Raw genomic sequence first — 23,543 nt, 5'->3', positions numbered from 1 at the left:
TTACAAGGCGAGGGTCACTGGTTCAAGTCCAGTACAACCCACCATTCTACCGTGCTTTATCCGCACTACTCTATATGGGTTGTTAGCTCAGTTGGGAGAGCATCGCCCTTACAAGGCGAGGGTCACTGGTTCAAGTCCAGTACAACCCACCATATAGACACTCACTAGATATATAACCTTCGATGCTCAGCATCGCACTCAGTCCCTATTCCAAGGCAACACTCACTGGTTCAAGTCCAGTACAACCCACCATATAGACACTCACTGGATATAAAACCTTCGATGCTCAGCATCGCACTCAGTCCCTATTCCAAGGCAACAATCACTGGCTCAAGTCCAGTACAACCCACCATATAGACACTCACTAGATATATAACCTTCGATGCTCAGCATCGCACTCATACCCTACTCTAAGGCGAGAACCTTTGGCTCAACCTCAGTAAAGCCCCATATCGGCGCCTGTTTATATAAAACCTTGAGTGCTCAACATGCCACCTTCGCATTATCCAACGCCTGCACATTAACCATGACTGCACAGCTTTTACTCTCTTCACCAGCATTTTCTGGCTTTATTCGCGATTTACTTGTCAGCAGCTAGACTAGTTTATATAGTCGGTTTAAATAACATCTCCCTAGTAGCGGTATGGCCCAGCAAGTTTCCAGCTCAGCGCATATATTAATCATTGAAGAGCAGCCATTAGCACTTAGCTATATGAAGCAATCTTTAGAGCGTTTGGGCTACAGACGCTTACGCTTTGCTGAAAATGCCGTTGTCGCCAAGACATTATGTAAAGAAGACGCTTTCGACTTGATCATCTGTGCGTTTAACTTAAGCAAACACCAAGATGGCTATCAATTATATGAAGAGCTCAAGGTAAATAAGCTGATCAAAGGCGCCACAGGCTTTATTTTTATTTCTGCAGAAACCTCGGGGGCATTAGTACACAGTGTGCTTGAGCTACATCCCGATGACTTTTTAGTAAAACCCTTCAATACCCTGGAACTGAAAAGCCGTATCGAGCGCGTAGTGAAACGCAAACGCGCACTCAAGGATATTTTCCAGCTCATGGATGATGAGAATTACTCCAAAGCGGTAAAGATGATCGATACTAAACTTGCCAGCCAACAAGGTTATGCGGCAGTGCTACTGCGCCTTAAAGGGGATGCTCTGCTACTGCAGCAGCAATATGAGCAGGCAAAAACCTTCTTTAAATCTGTATTGGATATTCAAAAATTTACCTGGGCGCGCATTGGCTTAGTTGAAGCGCTTATTGGAAATAACGAGCATAACCTCGCCCACCGCATGCTCAAAACCCTGCTAGAGCGTACTGAAACCCGTCTTGTTGCTTATGACTTATTAGGACAGTTAGAGATAAAATTGAATCAATTCGAGCAGGCCCAAGAGTACTTAAGCGCGGCTACCACTATGGCTCCGCGTAACCTAGAGCGTCAAGAGAGTCTGTCGCAGGTAGCGCAGATCAATCATGATTATGAACAAACCTACCTAGCTAAACGTGATATTGCTAAGTTTGCTCGCCACTCAGTACACGATAATCCAGAGGTCTACCTTAATGCCGCTCGAGCAGGTATTGATTATGCTCTGACAACCGATCAAGGCGAGCAAATATCGCGTGTTACGCGACAAACAACCAAATACCTTAATGACCTAAAAAAGCAGTTTCCTGATGCCCAGCAACAAACCCAGGTGGATGTTCTTAACGCGCGGCTTCATTATTTAAAAGATGAACACCACAAAGCCAAAATGCTTATCGAGCAGCTGGTCATTGATGACTCCCCTATCCGCTCTATTGATGGTGCCCTTGATCAAGCCAAGGCATACCATGAGCTAGGCTTTCACACGCAAGCACAGGCGTTATTTAACAAGATTATCGATCATTGTGAGCGCTACCCTGAGAGACGCTCTGAATTGCAACTAAAAAGCGTCATTCAACAGCAAAGTGAGCGCCGAGATTTACGCATGGGGCCGCGTGAGTTGAACAACCATGCAGTAGAGAAATTTAAACAGGGCAATTACCTATTGGCACTGGAAGCTTTTACTCAGGCTTTTCGGGTGATGCCGAAAAACCGCAGTATTGCCCTAAACTTATTGCAGTGCTTGTATGAAGGCAGCACCCGCCAAGGCATGACATTTAACCAGCAACTTGCCAACAAGTGTGTAAGCTTACTGGAACAGGCGGATTTGGATGCGGAGATGAGCGAGCGCTTTGAAAAGATAAAGCAGAAATATATTAACAAGCACTCACATATCGCTTAACCGCCGAGATTGTTGCCCACACCTTGCTAGCTTTGCTATGCCAAGCGTGTATATTAAGTCACTACCCAACGACAATAAAAAACACGGACAACAATGAAGCCAATCAACCCCCTTGCTCTTGCCATCACTTTGGCCTTAGTAGGCTGCTCTGAAGCCCCCCAAACCATCGCAAAAACAGAGCAACCAGCTCAGCAACGTAATCAAGCGCCAACGGCTGAACAAGTTCATAATGCCGTAGAGCAATACACCAAAACCTTTATCAGCCATCAAAGCGCCCTAGCCACATCGCTAAAGCTACCAGAGCAAAGTTATGGTGACTATAACCGCCAGCTCCCTGATTATTCGGTGGCCGGTATGCAGCAACTGCAAAAAGATATGCGCCGCGCTGGCGAGCAATTAGCAGCACTGCAACACCCTGATCTGGCTGCGGATGAGTTATTGCACCTGCGCGTCAATGAGGTAATTGCTCGCTATTATGCTGGTGACGAAGACTTTGCAGCGGGCTATATCGATACCTGGGGCGGGCACCTACCTTACGTGGTCAACCAATTGTCCGGTCCGCTCATCGATTTACCCAACCTGCTAAAAGATCAGCATGAGGTCTCAGACATTGAAGATGCTGACAATTACCTTGCTCGTCTACGTGGTTTTGCCGAGGTTATTGCACAGGTAAGAGAAAAGCTTAAAGCCGACGCCAAACTTGGAGTCATATTACCGAAACCCTTGTTTGCAAACACATTGGGTTATTTAACTAATTTTACCGCTGTGCAACCCAGCGAGCATCCGCTTGTTGCCTCATTCGCCAACAAGCTAAGTGCTATCGACGGCCTTGATGAGCGCCAACGTCAGGATTACATAAACACTGCCGAGACACTCGTGCGCACTGAGATTTACCCTGGGTTTGCGGGTGTAAGCAAAGACATGGCGGCGCTTGAAGAGCACGCGCCCACAGATGTCGGTATTTGGGCGCAACCAAATGGCGATGCCTTCTATCAGCATGAAATCACTTACTTAGGGGACTCCACGCTCACTGCCGAGCAAATCCACCAGCTAGGCCTTGATGAGGTCGCGCGCATTACCGAGCGTATGGATGAAATCCTTAAAGCCAACGGCTACAGTGAAGGCAGCGTTGGCAAGCGCATGCAGCAACTCAATAACGAACCTCGCTTTTTATATGAAGATAGCGATGCAGGGCGAGCCGAGCTACTCACCTTTTTACGCGGTGAGATAAGCAACATTGTCGCCAAAGCGCCGCAGTATTTCTCCACCTTACCACCACAAAAAGTAGAGGTGCGTCGTATTCCTGTCGCTGTTGAGGCAGGCTCCGCAGGCGGCTATTATAACGGCCCATCGCTGGATGGTTCACGCCCTGGTGTATTTTTTATTAACCTCAAGGATATGAAAGCAGTTCCCAGTTTCGGCATGAAAACACTCACATACCATGAGGCTGTACCGGGACACCATTTCCAGATCGCATTGAATATGTTGCAACAAGATATTGGCCTGATGCGCCAAAATGCCTCCTTTAATGCCTATGTCGAGGGCTGGGCGCTTTACTCCGAGCTCGTCGCTTATGAGATGGGGATGTATCAGGACGACCCGTTTGGTGACTTAGGACGATTACAGGCTGAAGTGTACCGCGCTGCACGTTTGGTGGTAGACACCGGCCTGCACTATAAAAAATGGACACGCCAGCAAGCCATCGATTATTTTGCCGAGGCCACAGGCACCGCTATGAGTGATGTTGTCTCTGCCATTGACCGCTATATTGCGTGGCCAGGTCAGGCCTTGGGTTACAAACTAGGTATGATCAAACTGGTCGAGCTGCGTGATAAAGCGCGTAAAGCACTAGGTGACAAGTTCGACATAAAAGCGTTTCACGATGTTATTCTCACTCCTGGGGCTCGCCCCATGGCAATTGTTGAGCAAGACATTAATGCTTGGATAGCCAGTCAACAATAACCTTTGCACGGGGCGAGCTCTCTCGCCCCTTACTTCTTTAATCCTCGCCTTTATAAATGGCCACTGCGTTAATACAGTAGCGCAGGTGAGACGGTGGCGGGCCATCCGGGAACACATGCCCCAAATGCGCATCACACACGTTGCACACCGCTTCAATCCGCTGCATCCCATGGCTACTATCACTGATGTAGGCGATAGCATTGGCTTGTGCCGGTTGCGTAAAAGAAGGCCAACCGCTGCCACTGTCGAATTTCTCATCACCGGCAAATAAAACGTTATCGCAGCACACACATAGGTAGCGCCCTGGCTCAAAAAGCGTGCATGAATCGCTACTGTATGGACGTTCAGTGCCCTTTTGGCGAGTCACATAAAACGCTTCGTCACTGAGTTGCTGCCGCCACTGTTCATCGCTTTTTTCCACACGATAAGGAGGCTCGGGATTGCCTTTTTCACTCATGCGCATGATGTCTTGCCAGTTAAGCATAAACACTCCTTAAATTTGATAATGCCTTAAGATGATATAACAGCAAAGCTAACGCCACAGCGAGGCTGCTTTTAGGACCACTGCTTAGCCACAAGAGCTATGTAATATCGACCTGTGTATCGGCCATAATAGCGCGCATGTATGCCATTAGCGCGTCATGCGTAGCAACTAAACTCAGCTCACACTCGCTATTGCTAGTGACAATGCACATACGATGGTCGTACACCCTAATGTGCCTGATATTATGTAAGGGAATACTCTGCCACGGGCCATGGAGATCATAAACCCCTGCGAGTGAGCACACTCTGAGTTGACCCTGCTGACGATGAATAAAATTGCTAATGGGGTTGCGCGCTCTAAAAAGCGCCGTGAGCCGATAAAGGCATGAGCTTAGCGCCACCAAGTAGCCACCCCCGATGATCAGTGTTAACCAAGGCCAAGATAACGTCAAAACCATAATTAACACCACCACGGGGAGAGCCAATAAGGTGTATTTAGCAAGCATTACATCCACAGCTCGGGCGGCGTCGACGACCTTCATCTGGTTAGCGCTTATCTGCGCCGTCTTTTTTGCTTTCCAGTTCATCCGGCCAGTCAGCGAAAAAGACTTTGAGGTAGCGACTACGCAATAAATACAGTATGACCCACGCAACCATGACTCCCTGTAGGGCTAAATGAAGGGAGAACTGATAATACTGCTGAGCGGCTTGGAGCATGATCCAAGTAAAATCCAATATCGCGCACACTAATAACGGCCAACGCATAAACCGCCATAAAGGTTTGAGTTTCAGGCTCGAGCTAGGTCGGCGCAATGAGTAAAGCACCGCAGGGACTAAGGCAATGGCACCAATCCCTAGGGCAATAAAGAAGTCACGTTTTTGTTGGTATACCAAGGCGACTAAATCAAGCTCGGGGCGTCGCGAAATCGCTGCAAACGCCCAAATTAGATAAGCCCGAAGCAGCACCAGTAGGGACAAAGTAAAGCCTATAGGGGTGCGATAAGCACCGTGCTTATCCCAATACTCGGGGCCGTAACGATTCACAGCTGCGACTTCCTATCGGCTAACACACCAACCAATATAAACGCCGCCAGTACCGTCAGTGGCAGATAAGTGCTGCCAAAGAGCATCAATAATTTAGCGATCAGAGGACTTACCCACAGCGTAAGCGCTCCCAAGCCAAATGCACTCACCAGCACAAACACCAAGGTGCGCAGCATAAAGTGCTTCGCAGCAACTACTTTCTTCACCGCCTTGATCACGTCAGCGGCATACAGGCCGATAATGCACACCACAAATACCAAAGCAATATCACCAAGGTAAGGCGATAGCCATTGTCCCAGTTGATAAAGGCCTGATTTTAGCCAGTTAATGAAGTCACTCATATTAACCGCCATGTTCGCTTAGCAATTCGAGCAGCGCCTCTTCTGAGAGCACATCCACTCCCAATTCTTGCGCTTTGGTTAGCTTCGAGCCCGCTTTTTCCCCAGCCACTAAGGCATGAGTTTTAGCCGAGACGCTGCCCGCGACCTTTGCCCCTAATGCTTGTAATCTCGCTTTGGCGTCATTGCGACTTAGCTGGCTTAAGGTACCGGTGATCACATAGGTTAGACCATTGAGTGGTTGCTCGTTATCGGCTTTTACTTCAATGGCCGGCCAGTGCAGCCCTTGCTTTAGTAATTCCTCAACCACTTGCTGGTTTAGCGTCTCACTAAAGAAACTCACTATGTGTTTAGCCACCACTTCACCGACATCGCTGACCTCTTGTAAGCTTTCGACGTCGGCCTGCATTAGCGCGTCGAGGGTGCGATAGTACATGGCCAAGTTTTGTGCGGTGGCCTCTCCCACTTCACGGATCCCCAGCGCGTAAATAAACTTAGCCAAGGTAGTTTCTTTCGCCGCTTCAAGGGCACTGACTAGATTAGCTGCGGATTTGGGCCCCATACGCTCAAGGCTCTCAAAATGACCCTGACGCAGTTGAAAAAGCTCTGCTGGCGTGTGGATTAATTCGCGCTCCACCAGTTGCTCAACAATTTTATCGCCGAGGCCATCGATATCCATGGCTTTGCGTGAGGCAAAGTGTTTAATGGCCTCTTTACGCTGTGCAGCACATACCAAACCACCGCTGCAGCGCGCCACAGCCTCGCCCTCAATGCGCTCAACGTGGGAATCACAGACTGGGCACTGCTGCGGAAAGACAATCTCCTTGGCATCTGCGGGGCGGCGCTCAAGCACCACTTGAGTTATTTGAGGGATCACATCACCAGCTCGGCGCACCACTACGGTGTCACCAACTTTTACCCCTAAGCGGGCTATTTCATCACCATTGTGCAGTGTGGCGTTGGATACTGTCACCCCCCCTACGTACACTGGGTGCAAGCGGGCTACGGGGGTAATTGCCCCAGTACGACCCACTTGGAATTCCACATCCAGTAACTGGGTGATCTCTTCTTGCGCCGGAAATTTATAGGCAATAGCCCAGCGCGGCGCTCGGGCGACAAAGCCTAAACGTTGCTGATGAGCCTTGCTATTCACTTTAATTACCACCCCATCAATTTCATATTTAAGCTCGCCTCGGCGGGTTAAAATGTCTTGATAGTAAGCAATCGCTTGCTCTGTGCCGTTGACAAGCTTGGTCTCCGGGCACAGCGGCAATCCCCAGTCTTTTAATTGGTGCAGCTGCTCATAGTGGCCGTCGGCCAAATCGGCCCCGGTAATTTGCCCCATCGAGTAGGCATAAAACATCAATGGCCGCTTAGCAGTAATTTTAGAGTCTAACTGACGCAGACTTCCCGCTGCGGCATTACGTGGATTGGCAAACACTTTACCGTCATTTTTTGCCGCCTCTTCGTTAAGGCGTGCAAAACCGGCTAAATCCATAAACACTTCGCCGCGTACTTCTAACTCTTGTGGGTAATCACCCCGCAGCTTTAGGGGAATATTACGAATGGTTTTAACATTCTCGGTAATATTTTCACCAACTTGACCGTCGCCACGCGTTGCCGCTTGCACTAACACACCATCGCGGTACAAAATCGACACCGCCAAGCCATCTAATTTAGGCTCGCAGCAAAACGCCAGTGCTTGCGTGTCTGCCAAGCGGTCTTGAATACGTTTATTAAAAGCGTTGAATTCGCTCTCATCAAAGGCATTATCCAAGGATAACATCGGCACTTGGTGGGTGACTTGAGCAAACTTGCTCAGTGCTGTACCGCCGACCTTTTGGCTGGGAGAATCAGGGCTAAGCAAATGTGGGTGTTCGTTTTCGAGCGCCTGTAACTCGCGCAGCAAACGATCATATTCGGCATCGGGAATGCTGGGGTTATCCAATACGTAGTAGTTGTAATTGTGCTCTTCTATCTCAAGGCGCAATTGTGCAATGCGTTGCTCTGGCGTGCTACTCATAAGTTCCTCATAAAAAAGCCACCGCATCAAGTGGGTGGCTGCTACTACTTACAGAATGTGATATTAAGCGTATTCACGTACTTTTTCGACGTATTCACGCACGGTGCTGACACTCAGTGGCTGGCGGTTATGATCTAATAACTCAGCGCCAAACTCATCTGCCACTTTCTTCGCCGCGCTGTGCAACATATTAAAGGTGGCCATGGCTTCGCCATCGTTGGGCAAAGTCATAAATAAGCTCACGCCTGCAGTGCTGAACTGCTCCATATTGTCGACGTCAAAAGTGCCTGGGTTGTACATGTTAACCATACGGAACAACACAGGGCCCTGACCACTGGCTTGCTCGTGACGGTGAAAAAAGCCATCGTCGGAATATTTAAACCCTAAGGTCAGCACTAAGGGTAATAACTTAGCCCCTTGCATTTGCAGCCCTTCAGGCATATGCACGTGGATGATCACAAAATCTTCTGCTGGCTGCTCGCTGTCACTATTCGCTTCAGTTTCTTCATGCGCCGTTGCAGGCTCGTCATCAATGTTAATTTCGCCAATGCTTGGTTCATCGTCGATAGCACCAAAGCTGGGCTCGTCATGCTGCACTGATGCTGGCTCAGGTTCAGAACGACTCACCGTGTCTTGCGTGTTGTGCGGTTCATGGGGCTCTGCCTTTGGCTGTGGTTTAGCTTTAGCAGGTTTGTTCTCGACTGCTTGAGAGCGTTTGCGTACTGACCACAAGCCATGAACTAGCAAACCACCAATGACCACTGCACTGATTAAAATTAATACCCATCTGAGATTTTCGGCCATCCCCTCACCTTTATTCTGTGTTTGTTTAACTTAACTGGCTTGAGCCATTTCCATTGCTTGCTCAATATCCACCGCAACCATACGCGACACACCCGGCTCAGCCATGGTCACGCCGGTTAAACGCCCTGCCATCTCCATGGCTATTTTGTTATGACTTATATAAATAAACTGCACTGTTTGCGACATTTCCTCGACCAAACGACAAAAACGACCGACATTGGCATCATCCAAAGGTGCATCCACCTCATCAAGCATACAAAACGGGGCTGGATTGAGCCTGAATATTGAAAACACCAATGATAATGCGGTCAGCGCTTTTTCTCCACCACTTAGCAAATGGATCGTTGAATTTTTCTTGCCTGGCGGACGAGCCATGATAGCGACCCCGCTTTCTAGCAAATCATCGCTGGTTAATTCTAAATAGGCTGAGCCGCCGCCAAAGACCTTAGGGAATAACTCTTTGAGATCGTCATTAATCTGATCAAAGGTGCTTTTAAATTGCGCTTTGGTCTGGCGGTCAATTTTAGCAATCGCCGACTCCAAGGTCTCCAAGGCATCAGTTAAATCTTGTAGCTGCTCATCAAGGTAAGCTTTGCGCTGCTTGGCACTGGCAAACTCATCAATCGCCGCCAGGTTAACAGCGCCAAGCGTGTCTAACTGCTTATCAATTTGCGTGAGTTGCGCTTGCCAGCGACCCACTGCGGCATCGTCATCAAGGCTTTCGAGCACCTCTTTGAGCGTGACTTTGAGCTCTTCTAATGGTGCTAGCGCCTGCTGCGCTTTCAGTGTCAGGGTTTGCTCCGCCAATAGCGCCTGCTGAATCTGCTCTTGCAATTGCTCACGCTGCTGCTCACCTTGGGCTAAGCGTGACTTATTTTGCTCATAGTTTTGCTGTGCTGTATCAAGCTGATGACGCAAATCAACCTGCTGCTCGCTCAGGCGCTCTTTTTCCTGCAACAAGGTTTCAATTTGCTCGGCCATTTGCTCAAGCGGCTGCTCCAGCGCTTGCTGCTGCTCCTGAGCCTGCTCCACCGTTAACGCCAAGCGGCTTAATTCATTGTCGATGTGCGTCAGCTTATTCTCACTGAGGGACAACTCACTTTGCTGACGCTCTGCGCTAAGACGCGTATCTGCGACTCGCGTTTGATGCTCCCGCAACTGTTGCTCGCATTGGCGCAAATGCTGTTGACCCTGCTCGTACTGACCCTGCAATTGCTCATTGTACTGCTGCGTTTGTTCCAAAAGCTCCTGTGCCTGCTGAAACTGCTCGTCAGTGAGTGCCTGCTTATCTTGAAGCTCGCGGTCTCGGGTCATCAACGCTTGTTGTTTTTCACTGAGGCGTTGTTGTTGCTGTTGCCATTGTTGTTGTTGCTCGCGCAATAATTCCAAACGGGTTTGCATGCTGGCATGGCTACGTGAAAGCTCATGCACTTGCTTCTTACTATTGTCCAGTTGCTGGGTATACTGCCCTCGCTCCTCATGCAACTGTTGTAGATATTGCTCACTTTGTTGTTGCTGTCGCTGTGCACTCTCAAGCTGGCTATCAAGTTGCGCCAGTTGCTGACGTTTAGCTAAAATGCCTTGTTGTGCTTGCTCGTTCTCGAGCGCCCAATGACGACCATGCAAAGTCCCTTGGCTGTCAACCACCGCAAACCAATAGTCATCTGCCAACAGCGTAATATCACCATTTTCGACATAGGCGATACGGTCAAGCAGGTCCGGGTACTCGCCTTGCTGGATAAACGCACTGACAGCCTCGGCTTTAACCTGGTGCTCGGTGGGCTGTAGCCAACTCCCCTGGCGCTGCTCAGTTAACTGCAAATGCTGTAACTGCATCAGTGCCGCCTCAATTATCGCTTCATAACCGCTTTGCACCTCGAGTTGAAACAATAGACTTTGTTGCTCTTGGTGCTGTGCGAGCAACTCCGCCATCGCTTGTTGTTTGGCACTCAGTTGACGCGCTTGATCTTGGTGTTGTTGATATTCGTTTTTGCCCTGTTGATAGGCCTGTTGCGCCGCAGTTAATTGCTTTTCGACACGCTGCTGCTCACTTTTGGCACTGGCTAACTGGGTGGTCAAGGTTTTGACCTCAGCTTCACTATCTTGCAGCTGTTGATTAATAGGTTGCTCGTGGTGCGCCTTGAGTTGCTCTTGCACCTCTTGCAGTTGCTCAGTGTTACTTCGTTGCTCCGCGCTCAGTGCGTGCAAATCATGCTGGCTTTGTTGGACTTGCTGCTGGTTTTGGTACAGCTGCTCACGCTGTTGATGTTGCTGGTTTTGCAGTTGCTCAAATTGTTCTTGCGCGACAAGGTGCTGCTCAGTTAACTGCTCTGCTTGTGCTTGCAGTAATTCCAACTGTTCACGCACCTGCGCTAACTCTCGCTGCTTTTGCGCCACCGCGCCGTTTTGCTGACGCTTATCAACCACCAGCGCTTGGTGCTTTTCATCACTTTGCTGCAATGTTGCATGCAACTGCTGCAGCTGCTGTTTGCTATGAATATGTTGCTGCTCGACTCGCGCCAACTGATTATCGGTTTGAAACTGCTGTTGCTGTGCAGCGGCTAAAGCGTGCTGGGTATCATCAACTTGCTGTTGATAGGCGCTGAGTACATCTTGCTCACCACTGTGTGCTTCTTTAATAAAGGTGAGCTGCTCTTTTAACTGCGCGAGTTGTTGCGATTTTTCCAGTTGCTGGGCATGCAGTTTTTGCCATTTCAACACCGCCAGTTCACTTTTGAGCTGTCGTTGCCGAGCTTTGAGTTCACGGTATTGCTGGGCTTGCTGCGCCTGAGTGTCAAGTTTATCGAGTTGAGCTTGCAGTTCACTACGCACATCAAGCAAGCGCTCAAGGTTTTCGCGGGTGCTGCGAATGCGGGTCTGTGTCTCTCTGCGGCGCTCTTTGTATTTCGACACGCCAGCGGCTTCTTCGATAAACACCCGCAGCTCATGAGGTTTACTTTCGATAAGCCGGGAAATCATCCCTTGCTCGATAATGGCGTAACTGCGCGGGCCCAAGCCGGTGCCGAGAAAAATGTCGGTGATATCTCGCTTACGGCATTTACTGCCGTTGAGGTAATACAGGGATTGACCATCGCGGGTAACAACACGCTTAATGGCTACTTGGTTACGTGATGCCATGGTGCCGGGCAAACGCCCTTGCGTGTTATCAAAGATGAGTTCAACGGCGGCTTGGGAGACCGGTTTTCGGGTGGCTGCACCATTAAAAATAACGTCGCTCATCGCGTCGCCACGCAAATTCTTTGCCGAGCTTTCTCCTAACACCCAACGAACGGCATCAATCACATTCGATTTGCCACAGCCGTTAGGGCCGACGACACAGGTCATGGCGTCGGGAAAAGGTATTTTTGTTGCCTCGACGAAGGACTTAAACCCCGCCAGCTTAATGCTGCTTAAGCGCATTGATGCCCCAGTTATTATGATTTTATGTTTGGTGGCTGCGGCCTAACCGCTACAACGCTTTATATTATCTAAAATTATGCCACTGGCAATAGCCACATTGAGCGACTCTGCTCCACCGTACCCATTAATGGTAATGCGTTCTGTGATGGCTTGACCTACCGTCTCACTGATACCATGAGACTCACTGCCCATGACGAGCACCCCTTGCTGAGCGAATTCGACATGGTGTACGTTAGTGCCACCTAGAAATGCGCCGTAAACAGGTTTATCAAGCTGTTGTAGGTACTCAGGTAAATCAACTGTGGCGCACGACACCCGCGTAAATGAACCCATAGTGGCACTGATCACCTTGGGGTTGTAAGGGTCGGCACAATTCGGTGAAAGTAAAATCTGCGAAAAGCCATACCAATCCGCTAAACGGATCAGGGTGCCTAAGTTGCCAGGGTCGCTAACACCATCAAGGGCCAATTGCCAAGGTGTTTCCTTAATAGTTACATCGCGCATAGGTGCAACAGCAATAACCTCGTTATTGGTCACCAGCGTACTGACTTTCGAGAGACTCGCCTCATCGCTTTGGTGAATATGGCGGGCATCGAGACGAGCGCCCAGCAGTTGGCGATGCTGCGCTAAAAAGCTTTCGCTGGCAAAGACACTGTCAATATCATGGTCGCTTTGCAATAGCTCAAGGACGTTTTTCGCCCCTTGTACTAAAAACATATGATGTTGACGGCGATATTTCTTTTGCCCCAACTGGCGCAAATATTTTTGTTGGTTTTTGGAGAGCATACAGTGCCTTCGTCATTCCCCTAGACAATAGTCGCGATTATACACATGCGAAAGCATAAAGCGGAGCCTTGATCAAAGGTTGCATTGCACAGGTTGCAATATTTTAAGCTTAACGCTAAATTAACGCTCTTAAATTTACTTAGGACTTATGGACGTTTAAATGGACTTAGATACTACCCCCACCCCATCCGCGCGCTCGCAAGAGTTTGAAGCCTACTCTCGCCGCGTAGAGTTTTCCGGCTCCGGGAAAGAGTTTTTCTCAATTTGGATCGTTAACATCGTACTCACGTTGCTGACGCTAGGCATATACTCCGCTTGGGCCAAAGTGCGTACTTATCGCTATTTTTATGGTCACACCCAACTTGATGGTCACCGCTTTGATTACCTTGCATCGCCTATACAAATTTTAAAAGGCCGCATTCTCGCCTTTATTTTATTTGTTATTTATATGTTTTGTACTCAATTTGTGCCTATCCTCGGTGTTTTAGCGGTGTTCGGATTGCTATTTTTAATGCCGTGGATGGTCAATCAGGGCATGCGTTTTAATATGCGCATGAGTCGCTATCGCAATGTGCGCTTTGCGTTTAAAGGTAACTATGGCGACGCATTTTTGAATTTTATTGTGTTGCCTATCGTAAGTGTATTTACGCTTTATTTATTGCTGCCTTACGTACTCAAGCGCATTGATAAATATCTACATAGCGAAATTAGTTATGCCGATAAACCCATCACTGTGAACACCAAAGGCGGTGAGTATTACTTGGCTGTAATTTTGGCCTATGTTGCCTGTGCCATTGTCGGTGTATTAGTGATGACGATCGCTGGCGTATTTGGTTTGAGTTTACAAACTATGATGCTGGACCCTGAAGGGTTTGAACAATCGCTCACCACCATTAGCGCAGTGGTATTAATCATCCTATTCGTTGTTGGCTATACCGCTATTTTTGCCGTTTACATGGGTGTGTATCAAACTCATGTTCGTAACCACTTGCTCAATAGCAGTGAGATAGAAGGTATCGCCGGTTTTAAATCCGATTTACGCATAGTGGATTACACCTTACTGACTCTCACCAATGCCCTTGCCGTGTTATGTACTCTCGGTCTAGCCATCCCATGGGCAAAAGTGCGCACTGCAAAAATGCTATGCCGAGCCACTGAGATCACCTTCTTATGCGATCCGCAAACACTGACTGACGCGCAAGGTGAGCAAAACTCATCGTTTGCTGAAGAAGCAGCTGATTTCTTTGATGTTGACCTTTCATTAGGATAAGCCATGCAAGTAACGGGCGTTTATTACTTGCATAAGCAAAGCCAAAGTGTGCACGCCACGCTTTGGCTCTGTGATGCTGGTGTGCAACTGCTCAGTGATGATGAGCTCATCGCGCAGTTTGATGATTATCAGCAAGGGCAACAAATAACAGGCCTACCGGTGGAATTGACCTTTGCCGATGGCAGTCGCTTTGTGCCTCACGACGCTCAGCATCGCTGGCCGAGTGAGTCGCGCTGGGACAAAGCATTGGAAGCTATTGAGCGCCATAAGTTGGCCCTTTGCGCCTGTGTTTTGGGCGCTGCCTTAATGTGCTGGGTCTTATTTTTCAAAATAATTCCCAGCACCGCTGCAACGGTGGCTCGCGCCCTGCCTGAACCCATTGTCCATGCTGCCTCAGAACAAAGTTTCGAAGCGGTTAAATACCTTTACCTTGAACCCAGCGAACTGAGTGACGCGCGTAAACAACATATTCGCACTCTGTGGCATAATCATATAAACAAAATAGAGAACCCGCCTTCGCATTTACAATTGCACTTTTTTAGCGCCCCGGAAATTGGAGCCAATGCCTTTGCTCTGCCCGATGGGCAAGTCGTGTTAACTGATGAGTTGGCCGGCGCATTAAAAGGGAACGACACCGCACTGCTGGCGGTGCTGTTGCATGAAATTGGTCATGTCGAGTATCAGCACGGCCTCACCTTAGCGGCGCAATCAGCGGGTGCCTCGGTATCGTTGGCGCTATTATTTGGCGACTTGCAAGGGTTTGCTGAGATTATCATGGGCACCGGCTCGACGTTGCTACAACAGCAATTTTCCCGCGATATGGAGCGCCAAGCCGATGATTACGCATTACGCGAACTTAAACGCTTAGGCTATTCATCAACAGCCTTTGCTGAGGCCATGGAAGCGCTCGCACAGGCCCATGAGTTGGACCCTCAGCAAGATTCGCAGTGGGAGTACTTATCTTCTCACCCTGCTATTTCTGAACGTATTGAACGGGCTCAACAAGCCCAAGAATAAAAGGAACCCTTATGGCGTATGATTTTGGTTCAAAAGGCTTAGGCATAACCAACCCCTTTAAAGCGGAAGGGTTAATTCGCTCCATCGGCGGCCTATGTATCGCCCTATTAGGCCTATATAGCCTCTTTAAAGTAACCACCCTCACCGAGCACAACTTGGTTGCGGCGTGGATCTACGCCGGCTTTGGCCTTGTGCTGTTGATTATGGGGTTACAGCGCTGTGGCAGTGGTTTATTCCAGTTGTTTAAGTTTTTTGTTGGTCGTTCTGTGCCTAGCTCCTTGGCGCTAAACCTCACTAAAAGCGAGCAAGAAAATGCAGAGTTGGAGCGCCGAAAGGGATCGTTAGCCTACAGCGCAAAAACCCTAGAGTCGATGCTGATGGGCCGCAAAAACACCACGTTTAGCGAACCCAAAGGTTGGGTTGGCCGCTTGGTGCATTCGATTATGCCAAAGCTGGTGTTTTTACCTTATCCAATGCGGAATGTCGCACAAGAAATTGTCGCAGTGTTGTTGCAGACGGTGCTCGCGCTTATTGCCTTCGCATTGACGTATTTTGTGTCTTCTTCTGGGCTTGCCGGTAAAGCGGGCCATATTATTATTCCTATATTTTCAGCGCTTATTTTAGTCTACCTACTGCTATGTTGGCGCAGTGCAGCCAAGGCCGTCAGTCTTAAACGCGTTAAACAGCTCAAAGATGTGGGGGCTGCATCATTGGCAAAAGTCATCGCTTTTTCGGTGATTTTCCCGGTGGTCATCGGTCTTATTTATCATCATGTATTTGCTCCCTCAGCCCATGAGTTGCAGCAATGGCAAAGTGTGACCGAGCAAGTCGTTAGCTTTTCTGCTTGGCCTAGCCTTATCACCTTATTGGCACTGGGTGCCATAGCCAGTGTCGCGCTGTTTTATTTGTTGACGACTAGAGCACAGCAAAGCAACGCGCAAACGGAAGTGAGCGAATATCGCGCCAATTTACAAGAGTCGGTGCACCCTAATGAAATTTTTATCAACATTGAAAATATCGTGCTGGCCAATCGACGCTATCGAGAGATCCCTAACCGCACTTACATTGACTTTGATCCCACGTTGAATGAGCAGTCGCAGGGCAAAGGCGATTTTCGTGGTGAGCTGTTAATCGAAACTCAGCCTGAGTTCACGCCAACTCCAGCGCCGCAAGGGTTCAAAGCGACGCGCTTATTTAGCACCATCGCGGCGCAACTTTGCGTGGTCATCGGCGCCTGCTTATTGTTTGCTTTGGCCGCAAAAGTTCAGGGCCTGTACGACTTTCTAGCCCAGTCATGGGACAACGTAGACAGCTTTGTGCGCAGTGCCGAACGAGGCGATGGTGCTGCAATGCAGCAGTGGCTTGGGCAGTTATCAGCATTGGTCGTGACGTTACTCAGTGGCTTTTTCTTCTGGCAAATATTCAGCACCATAGGACGTATGCTGGAGAACTTTAGCCATGTATTTTGGGCCGAGTTGCGCTTTAGTTCGTTGCTGCTGTATATGAAAACGGAAGGCACCTTTACCGAGTCTAAGATCTCCACCGGTATGTCCATTCACGATTCCACTCGCAGTGAAAATGTCATTGTTAAATCATCAATCACGCCGTGGATTGTTAGCTCGCGCATCCACACTAGCACCTTTGCCAGTAGTGGCAGCGACAATGTGGAAATGCCGCGCTATGTGATGACCATGGAGAAAAACGAGCAAGAGCTCAATACCATCGTTGATGAAATAGATGGCTTCTTAAAAGGCCGTGAGACCATCGCTGGTTTTTCCAATACAGCCGACCTCCAGCACGCAGAAAATATACTCAAGGTGAACCAAGCCTCGCGCGCCGAAGATGGCACGCCTAAGCTGAGCGATGATAAAGCGGGCGGCTTTCGTGAACGCCAAGACACCCAGCAACTAGAAGAAAATAAATAATGGCTATGGCCCAACTCAAGTTGGGCCTTTTTGCAACAAAGCATGAATAGAGTCTGTTATTTGTTTACGCCTTAGTTATACTGCGGAACCATCGAGATCCAAATAGTAGAGGTATGCCATGCAGTTAGGTCGTGGTTTTGAATACTTTTTTAGTGGCTTTACGCTGATCACCCAAAAAGGCCTAAAGCGCTTCGTTCTTATCCCGCTGTTGATCAACTTAGTGATTTTCGGCACGTCTTTATTCTTTATCTATGGCTGGCTCACTGATGCGTTTGCCTGGCTCAATGCACAGTTGCCGGAATGGCTGACTTGGCTGGAATTTATTTTATGGCCATTGGCTATATTGGTGCTGCTGTTTAGCTACTCTATGGTGTTCACGGTGATCACTAACTTTATTGCCGCGCCGTTCAACGGCATTCTCTCGGAAAAAGTGGAGATGCACTTAACCGGGCAGCGCATTAACGATGATGGCTTGCTCGATACCATGCGCGATGTGCCACGTATGCTTGGGCGAGAGTGGACTAAGCTATGCTACTACTTACCTCGCGCCCTTGGCTTTTTCATCCTCATGTGGTTTTTACCGGTGATCGGACAGATCATTTGGGCCCTGTTCACCTGTTGGATGTTTGCGGTGCAATATAAAGATTATGCGTTTGATAATCACAAGGTCAGCTTCAAGGATATGAAACGCGACCTTAAAGCCCACCAAGGCTTGTCTTACGGCTTTGGTGCCGGAGTGATGATATGTGCTGCAGTGCCTATTTTGAATATGATCATCATGCCTGTGGCGGTCTGTGGTGCAACGAAATTATGGGTAGAAAATTATCGCAGCCAGTACCGCAGCTTGTGATAAAACCGAACTTCACTGCTGTATTTGTTGTTGCGGCAATAGCCTTTGCCGCATTCTTGGGCTGGATTATTTATTTGGCCAATAGCGGCCAAAACAGCCTTTTCTTCCAATGGGTCGCAGCGATACCTTACGGCGACAAACTTGGCCACTTGGTGCTTTTTGCGACTTTTACACTGTTAGTTACGCTTGCGCTCGGCGCGAGAGCAATGCCGCTTTACGGTAAAGTGAAGGTGTATTGGGGCGCTCTTTTGGTGTGTGCATTTGCGCTGATTGAAGAGATAAGCCAAGCGTTTATTGCCACGCGAACGTTTGATTTGGCCGATTTAGGCGCCGATTTACTCGGTATTATTGCCGCTAGTATCGTGCTGGCATGGGTATTGAAGCGACAGGCACAACCAACCGAGAGGTAAAGATTAAAGCCGGGTTATTGCCCGGCTTTTGTTGACTAGCTATAGACGTTTTGCGGTACGCGCAACACCTGTACATGCACCGTTACCTCTTCACGGTCATGGTATAAGTGCTTAGCCTGTAAGTTAAACTTCACTCCATACTCGCGCAACTCTTGATCAATGCGCTGCATATTTTCATATACACAGTCAAAGCGTTTCTTCATTGGCAGTTTCAAGTTAAAGATGAGCTCTTTGGCGAAGCCATTCACCGCCCAATCAATCATAAGCTCGGTAACACGGCTGGGTTTTTCTACCATGTCACATACTAACCAATCGATGTTGCGACGCTCTGGGCGGAACTTAAAGCCATCCTCGCGGTAATGCTTCACTTGTCCGCTTTCCATTAACGCTTGGTCCATAGGGCCATTATCAATGGCTTGCACAAACATTCCTCGGCGCACTAATTGATATGTCCAGCCGCCTGGACAGGCACCTAAATCGACCGCTTTCATTCCGGAGCGCACCCTGTCTTCTTGTTCGTCTTCTGGGACGAACACCATAAAGGCCTCGTCTAGTTTCAACGTTGAACGGCTCGGTGCATCTTTCGGATAACGTAAACGGGGGATCCCCATATACAGTGCTGAATTATTAAAACTAAACGAATAGCCCACATAAGCAGTGTCACTGGCGATAAATAACACGTGTAATATCGGTCGGTTTTTCACTTGCTGGCGCAGTAAGGTTTCTTGTTTCTCTAACCCTTTCGCCAGTGGCGTGCTAATTTTTTTACAAAACTTAGAGAGCTCTTTGCCGTCGTTAGTGTCACAGGTTTCCACGCGCAGTTCGCCACATAATGGAAACTCCTTGGCCGCTTCACATAAGCTGGTAACACGGTCATCGATAGGCATACGCGCTATTTGCTTGCCGACAAACCATTGCCGAGCAAACACCATATCTTTAAATGGAATTTTCTTAAGCAGGTATTCCGCTTCATCATGGCTGTAGCAGTGATACACCACCAATGCCGAGTTTGGCTTGGCTTTTACATAGCCGCCGACGCCATGTTGACTGGCATGGTGGGTGATTTCTGCGGCGGCATCATTTTCGAAACCAGCGCGACAATAAATAACAATACAGGACATGGTGGTGACTTATTTCATTTGTAACAGTTTAATGATCATGGTGGCCCAAGCGATAATAAAGCACAGGCCCCCGATCGGAGTAATCGGCCCAAACCACTTGATACTTGTTAGGGCTAAGGCATACAAGCTGCCACTAAAGAGCACAATGCCAGCGATCATAAAGTAGCCGCTAATGGTAAGGTTGACACCAAACTTGGCCAATATGCCGAGCAAAATCAACCCTAGGGCATGATACATTTGGTATTCAACACCCGTTTGGAAAACGCCAATCGCGTACTCCGATAAGCGACTTTTCAAGCCATGGGCAGCAAAGGCGCCAAGTATAACACTGAGCCCCGCGAAAAGCGCTCCACTAATAAGAAATAACTGACTCATAAATGCTCCTTGATAAAGCTCACTGCGAGCTCCGCTGCCTTTTGCCATTGCTGTTGTTGGGTAAAGCCACTTTTTTTGCGCGGCACCAAAGAATGATCGCCATCTTCTAACCAATGGAGCTGAGCGGGACGTGTATCGACAAGCTCGAGCAACTCTGATTGCTTGCCAAAAGTGTCGCGCTCTCCTTGGAGCACACAAAAAGGTACTTTGATATCGGCAAAATGGGCGACGCGCAGTTTGTCTTTTTTTCCTGGCGGGTGGAACGGATACCCGAAGGCAATCACGCCTTGGACATCATTTGGGTGCTCAGCAACCAACATACTAGCCATGCGCCCGCCCATGGATTTGCCGCCAATAAACAGCGGCAAACCTGCGCGACGCTGCTCAAGGTGTTCGTTAAAGCTGGCTAACAGCTTATCGGCCTTTTCCGGTGGTCGGCGTTTGTTCTCTTGCTTAGCACGCTGCATGTAGGGGAAATCGAATAACCCCACGCTCACACCCAGTTCGGCCATGTTCGCTGCCATTTGCTGCATAAAGTCACTGTCACTGCCTGCCCCTGCACCGTGGGCAAAAATAAACTGGGCAATCGGTGATTGCGCTTCAATCCACTGCATTAAAGCTGCTCCTGTTCTTTTTCAACTAACCCTAGCATCCACTCTTTAAATGAGACGATTTTACCGAGCTCCGATTGCGACTCGCGAAAAACTAGGTAGTAAGCGTTTTTACTTTCTAAGGTATGATTAAACGGCACAATTAATCGCCCCGCATCAATTTCTGGTTTCGCCAGCACCAAGTTGCCAAGTGCCACACCTTGACCGTGGGCAGCAGCCTGCATCGCCATCGACGAGTGCGAGAATATCGGCCCTTGGTTAACTTGAACATTGCGTACTCCAGCGGTTTTCATCCATAACTTCCATGGTCGGCGCGTGGTATCGTGCAACAGTGTGTGGTACTGCAAATCTTGTGGCTCGTTCAGCGGCTTAGGGCCGTTCAATAGCATAGGGCTACACAAAGGCACCAAGTATTCGGTGTGCAACTTATGAGTTTCCACGCCACTCCAATGACCGCGACCATAATAGATAGCAATATCAACATCATCTTGAAGCGAATTGTCGTCCTGGTCTTGCGCTTTAATACGCACATCGATCTCTGGGTGTAACTCGTTAAACAAACTTAACCGAGGCACCAACCACTGAATCGCAAAGCTTGGAGTCAGGCTCACCGTTAACGACCCTTTGGCTCCACGCGCTAACAGTTTTTCTGTAGCATCGACTAATTGTGCAAAAATCTCTTTAATATCGAGAAAGTACCCTTGCCCCTCTTCAGTTAATAGCAATGAGCGATTTTTTCGCAAAAATAATTTCAACCCTAAATGCTCTTCTAGGGTTTTGATCTGGTGGCTTACGGCTGCTTGAGTTACATACAGCTCTTCTGCTGCTTTGGTAAAGCTTAAGTGCCTTGCCGCTGCTTCAAAAGCCTTTAGAGAATTTAGAGGGGGAAGTCGCCGAGCCATAACTAACGATTAGTTTTTTTAATGTGGGTAAAGTATAACATTAGATTAGGTGCAGACAATAAACTTGATAAAAGACAGATTAACAACACAGTCCTAAATCACTGCTCGGTAAAACAACAGAACATCCCCCTCTAGACTAATAAGTAAAAACGTCATAATCTGCTTTTATGAAGTTTCTATATTTGCTACTAAGTGTTGCTTTTCCAGCTTTTGCCAATGACTACGATGTGACTTGGTTACGCATTGATGCGCCGCCATTTTCCATGCCCGCCAGCAGCTCTGATTCGGGCATTTGCGATGATATCGTTGATGAGGTTATCGCCCGGACTCCGGATTTAAAACATAACTCCATTCATTTACCGCAAATGCGCTTGAAGGGGTATTTTGAACAAGGCAAAAATGTATGTGCGCCCTGCCTAATCAAACGCGACAATCATCCTTTAGTGACCTTCTCTACGCGCACCAGCGTTTATCCGCCCATGGGTATCGTCACCACAGCACAAAAGCAGCGCTCTATAACCGAAAAACATGGCAGCCCCGTGCGTCTTTACTCGCTCTTAAACGATAAAGGTTTACGCTATGGACAAGGTGCCGGGCGGAAATACAGCCCGTGGATTGAGCAAATCAAATCGCGAGTACAAAATAATCAAGCAGTGATCCTTAATTACCGTGGTGCCGATCAGGCCTCGGTGTTAGGCGATATGTTAGTCAACGAACGCATCGACTTCGGCATCGACTACCCTTTTATCGCCACTTACTACAACCGTCATCATGACGCTCAGCTTGTCACTCTACCCATAGCTAATAACCAGGAAAGCCTCGTGTTTGGCGCCATCGGCTGTGCCAAACGCGCTGATAATGACTTTGCCACGACCTTTATCAACCGTATTAACCCTATTATCCGCGACCATATTTTACCCAGCGAGTCGTACCGACAACACCAAAGTCATTGGTTAAGTGAATACTTCGATGATTTTTCCCAAGTATATGAAAAACACTTATTAACAAAAAAGCCAGCGCAACACGCTGGCTCTGAAAAACGCGATACAAACTAAGACATTAACCTAAATCGCTGGCACTGGTATCAAGCGCCGGGAAGCTCTTTACCAAATCATCAATGGCTTTCATTTGTGTCAGGTAACCTTCCAGTTTCGCCAATGGCAGTGCACATGGGCCATCACATTTAGCTTCGTTAGGATTTGGGTGAGCTTCAATGAATAGTCCAGCAAGGCCAAGAGCCATACCACTGCGCGCCAATTCAGCCGCTTGAGCACGGCGACCGTCGGCACTGTCACTGCGTCCACCCGGGCGTTGTAGCGCATGAGTGGCATCAAAAATAACCGGTGCCATGGCTTTCATATCATCCATGCCAAGCATATCAACCACTAAGTTGTTATAGCCGAAACTGGTTCCTCGCTCACACAAAGCCACATGCTCGTTACCCGCTTCGGCAAACTTATTGATGATATGACGCATCTCATGAGGGGCTAAAAACTGTGGCTTTTTGACGTTTACAACGTTGCCAGTTTTCGCCATTGCCGTTACCAAATCCGTCTGCCGTGCTAAAAATGCCGGCAGCTGAATAACATCCACGACCTCTGCAACAGGGGCTGCCTGATAGGGTTCATGCACATCGGTAATTAATGGAATATCAAAAGTACGCTTAATCTCTTCAAAAATCTTCAGCCCTTCTTCCATACCCGGACCTCGATATGAGGAAATAGACGACCGATTTGCTTTGTCAAAAGAGGCCTTAAATACATAAGGAATATTGAGCTTATTCGTGACCTCCACATAGTGCTCTGCGATACGCATCGCCAAATCGCGAGATTCGAGTACGTTCATACCACCAAACAGCACAAAGGGGTTTTTGTTTGCCAACTCAATGGCACCGATAGTTAACTTTTCAATCGTCATTGTCATTTCC

General features: G+C 48.4%; 21 protein-coding genes and 1 tRNA gene. 9 read left to right on the top strand and 13 right to left on the bottom strand.

Annotated features, from left to right (window positions below):
* Window positions 1–76: 76 nt before the first annotated feature.
* From W04_RS18275 to W04_RS18260, 3 genes are all read left to right on the top strand, one after another.
* Window positions 77–152 (top strand) — tRNA-Val (locus W04_RS18275).
* A 491-nt stretch (window positions 153–643) separates the two neighbouring features.
* On the top strand, window positions 644–2,275 hold the full coding sequence (locus W04_RS18265) for a response regulator (RefSeq protein WP_022944715.1): 1,632 nt from the start codon (window positions 644–646) through the stop codon (window positions 2,273–2,275).
* A gap of 93 nt (window positions 2,276–2,368) precedes the next feature.
* Entirely contained in the window at window positions 2,369–4,237 is a 1,869-nt protein-coding gene (locus W04_RS18260; protein WP_053911888.1) for a DUF885 family protein, read from the top strand.
* A gap of 37 nt (window positions 4,238–4,274) precedes the next feature.
* Here the strand turns inward: W04_RS18260 and msrB are convergent, their stop codons facing one another.
* The 8 genes from msrB to W04_RS18220 all read right to left on the bottom strand — a co-directional run bounded on the left by msrB (window position 4,275) and on the right by W04_RS18220 (window position 13,135).
* Window positions 4,275–4,721: a peptide-methionine (R)-S-oxide reductase MsrB gene (gene msrB / locus W04_RS18255; protein ID WP_053911887.1), complete on the bottom strand. Its 447-nt coding sequence runs from the start codon at window positions 4,719–4,721 to the stop codon at window positions 4,275–4,277.
* Window positions 4,722–4,818: 97 nt separating this feature from the next.
* Window positions 4,819–5,307, bottom strand: a complete 489-nt coding sequence (locus tag W04_RS18250) for a hypothetical protein (RefSeq protein ID WP_157576539.1) — start codon at window positions 5,305–5,307, stop codon at window positions 4,819–4,821.
* Window positions 5,267–5,764, bottom strand: coding sequence for a DUF2919 domain-containing protein (locus W04_RS18245; protein WP_022944711.1), 498 nt, complete (start codon window positions 5,762–5,764; stop codon window positions 5,267–5,269). Before W04_RS18245 ends, W04_RS18250 begins: the two co-directional genes overlap by 41 nt.
* Complete coding sequence (locus W04_RS18240; protein ID WP_053911885.1) at window positions 5,761–6,105, bottom strand: DUF3392 family protein; 345 nt, start codon at window positions 6,103–6,105, stop codon at window positions 5,761–5,763. The genes W04_RS18245 and W04_RS18240 overlap by 4 nt, the downstream gene beginning before the upstream one ends.
* A gap of 1 nt (window position 6,106) precedes the next feature.
* Window positions 6,107–8,125: an NAD-dependent DNA ligase LigA gene (gene ligA / locus W04_RS18235; RefSeq protein WP_053911891.1), complete on the bottom strand. Its 2,019-nt coding sequence runs from the start codon at window positions 8,123–8,125 to the stop codon at window positions 6,107–6,109.
* Between the two features lie 63 nt (window positions 8,126–8,188).
* Window positions 8,189–8,929 (bottom strand): cell division protein ZipA, encoded by a 741-nt coding sequence (gene zipA / locus W04_RS18230; protein WP_053911884.1) that lies wholly within the window; start codon window positions 8,927–8,929, stop codon window positions 8,189–8,191.
* Window positions 8,930–8,959: 30 nt separating this feature from the next.
* Window positions 8,960–12,349 carry an AAA family ATPase gene (locus tag W04_RS18225; RefSeq protein WP_053911883.1) on the bottom strand — a complete coding sequence of 1,130 codons (3,390 nt, stop codon included), beginning with the start codon at window positions 12,347–12,349 and terminating at the stop codon, window positions 8,960–8,962.
* 42 nt (window positions 12,350–12,391) lie between these two features.
* Entirely contained in the window at window positions 12,392–13,135 is a 744-nt protein-coding gene (locus W04_RS18220) for an RNA methyltransferase (protein WP_053911882.1), read from the bottom strand.
* 160 nt (window positions 13,136–13,295) lie between these two features.
* Here W04_RS18220 and W04_RS18215 point away from each other — a divergent pair, with 160 nt between their 5' ends.
* The 5 genes from W04_RS18215 to W04_RS18195 all read left to right on the top strand — a co-directional run bounded on the left by W04_RS18215 (window position 13,296) and on the right by W04_RS18195 (window position 18,607).
* A complete protein-coding gene (locus tag W04_RS18215; protein WP_053911881.1) occupies window positions 13,296–14,405 on the top strand; it encodes a YjgN family protein in 1,110 nt (369 codons plus the stop codon).
* A gap of 3 nt (window positions 14,406–14,408) precedes the next feature.
* Complete coding sequence (locus W04_RS18210; RefSeq protein WP_053911880.1) at window positions 14,409–15,422, top strand: M48 family metallopeptidase; 1,014 nt, start codon at window positions 14,409–14,411, stop codon at window positions 15,420–15,422.
* Between the two features lie 11 nt (window positions 15,423–15,433).
* Window positions 15,434–17,347: a hypothetical protein gene (locus W04_RS18205; protein ID WP_053911879.1), complete on the top strand. Its 1,914-nt coding sequence runs from the start codon at window positions 15,434–15,436 to the stop codon at window positions 17,345–17,347.
* A gap of 118 nt (window positions 17,348–17,465) precedes the next feature.
* Entirely contained in the window at window positions 17,466–18,197 is a 732-nt protein-coding gene (gene cysZ / locus W04_RS18200; protein ID WP_053911878.1) for a sulfate transporter CysZ, read from the top strand.
* Window positions 18,158–18,607: a VanZ family protein gene (locus W04_RS18195; RefSeq protein WP_082342292.1), complete on the top strand. Its 450-nt coding sequence runs from the start codon at window positions 18,158–18,160 to the stop codon at window positions 18,605–18,607. The genes cysZ and W04_RS18195 overlap by 40 nt, the downstream gene beginning before the upstream one ends.
* 35 nt (window positions 18,608–18,642) lie before the next feature.
* Here the strand turns inward: W04_RS18195 and rlmM are convergent, their stop codons facing one another.
* Genes rlmM through W04_RS18175 form a run of 4 tightly spaced genes read right to left on the bottom strand, consistent with a single transcriptional unit; the run spans window position 18,643 to window position 21,616 of the window.
* Window positions 18,643–19,728, bottom strand: coding sequence for a 23S rRNA (cytidine(2498)-2'-O)-methyltransferase RlmM (gene rlmM, locus W04_RS18190; RefSeq protein ID WP_053911877.1), 1,086 nt, complete (start codon window positions 19,726–19,728; stop codon window positions 18,643–18,645).
* 9 nt (window positions 19,729–19,737) lie between these two features.
* A complete protein-coding gene (locus W04_RS18185; RefSeq protein WP_053911876.1) occupies window positions 19,738–20,103 on the bottom strand; it encodes a DUF423 domain-containing protein in 366 nt (121 codons plus the stop codon).
* Window positions 20,100–20,717, bottom strand: coding sequence for an alpha/beta fold hydrolase (locus W04_RS18180; RefSeq protein WP_053911875.1), 618 nt, complete (start codon window positions 20,715–20,717; stop codon window positions 20,100–20,102). The genes W04_RS18185 and W04_RS18180 overlap by 4 nt, the downstream gene beginning before the upstream one ends.
* Window positions 20,717–21,616, bottom strand: a complete 900-nt coding sequence (locus W04_RS18175) for a transcriptional regulator GcvA (RefSeq protein ID WP_022944697.1) — start codon at window positions 21,614–21,616, stop codon at window positions 20,717–20,719. Before W04_RS18175 ends, W04_RS18180 begins: the two co-directional genes overlap by 1 nt.
* Window positions 21,617–21,783: 167 nt before the next feature.
* Here W04_RS18175 and W04_RS18170 point away from each other — a divergent pair, with 167 nt between their 5' ends.
* Complete coding sequence (locus W04_RS18170; protein ID WP_053911874.1) at window positions 21,784–22,671, top strand: hypothetical protein; 888 nt, start codon at window positions 21,784–21,786, stop codon at window positions 22,669–22,671.
* A 4-nt stretch (window positions 22,672–22,675) separates the two neighbouring features.
* On the opposite strand, the gene kdsA is transcribed toward W04_RS18170, so the two are convergent.
* The gene (kdsA, locus tag W04_RS18165) at window positions 22,676–23,533 is read right to left on the bottom strand and encodes a 3-deoxy-8-phosphooctulonate synthase (protein ID WP_053911873.1); all 858 of its coding nucleotides are present in this window, start codon (window positions 23,531–23,533) and stop codon (window positions 22,676–22,678) included.
* Window positions 23,534–23,543 lie beyond the last annotated feature (10 nt).

The organism is Pseudoalteromonas sp. SW0106-04 (assembly GCF_001293805.1).
GTDB classification, from domain to species: Bacteria; Pseudomonadota; Gammaproteobacteria; order Enterobacterales; family Alteromonadaceae; genus Pseudoalteromonas; species Pseudoalteromonas ruthenica.
The sequence above is the reverse complement of the archived record's forward strand: the minus strand, read 5'-3'. Positions and strand labels throughout refer to the sequence as shown.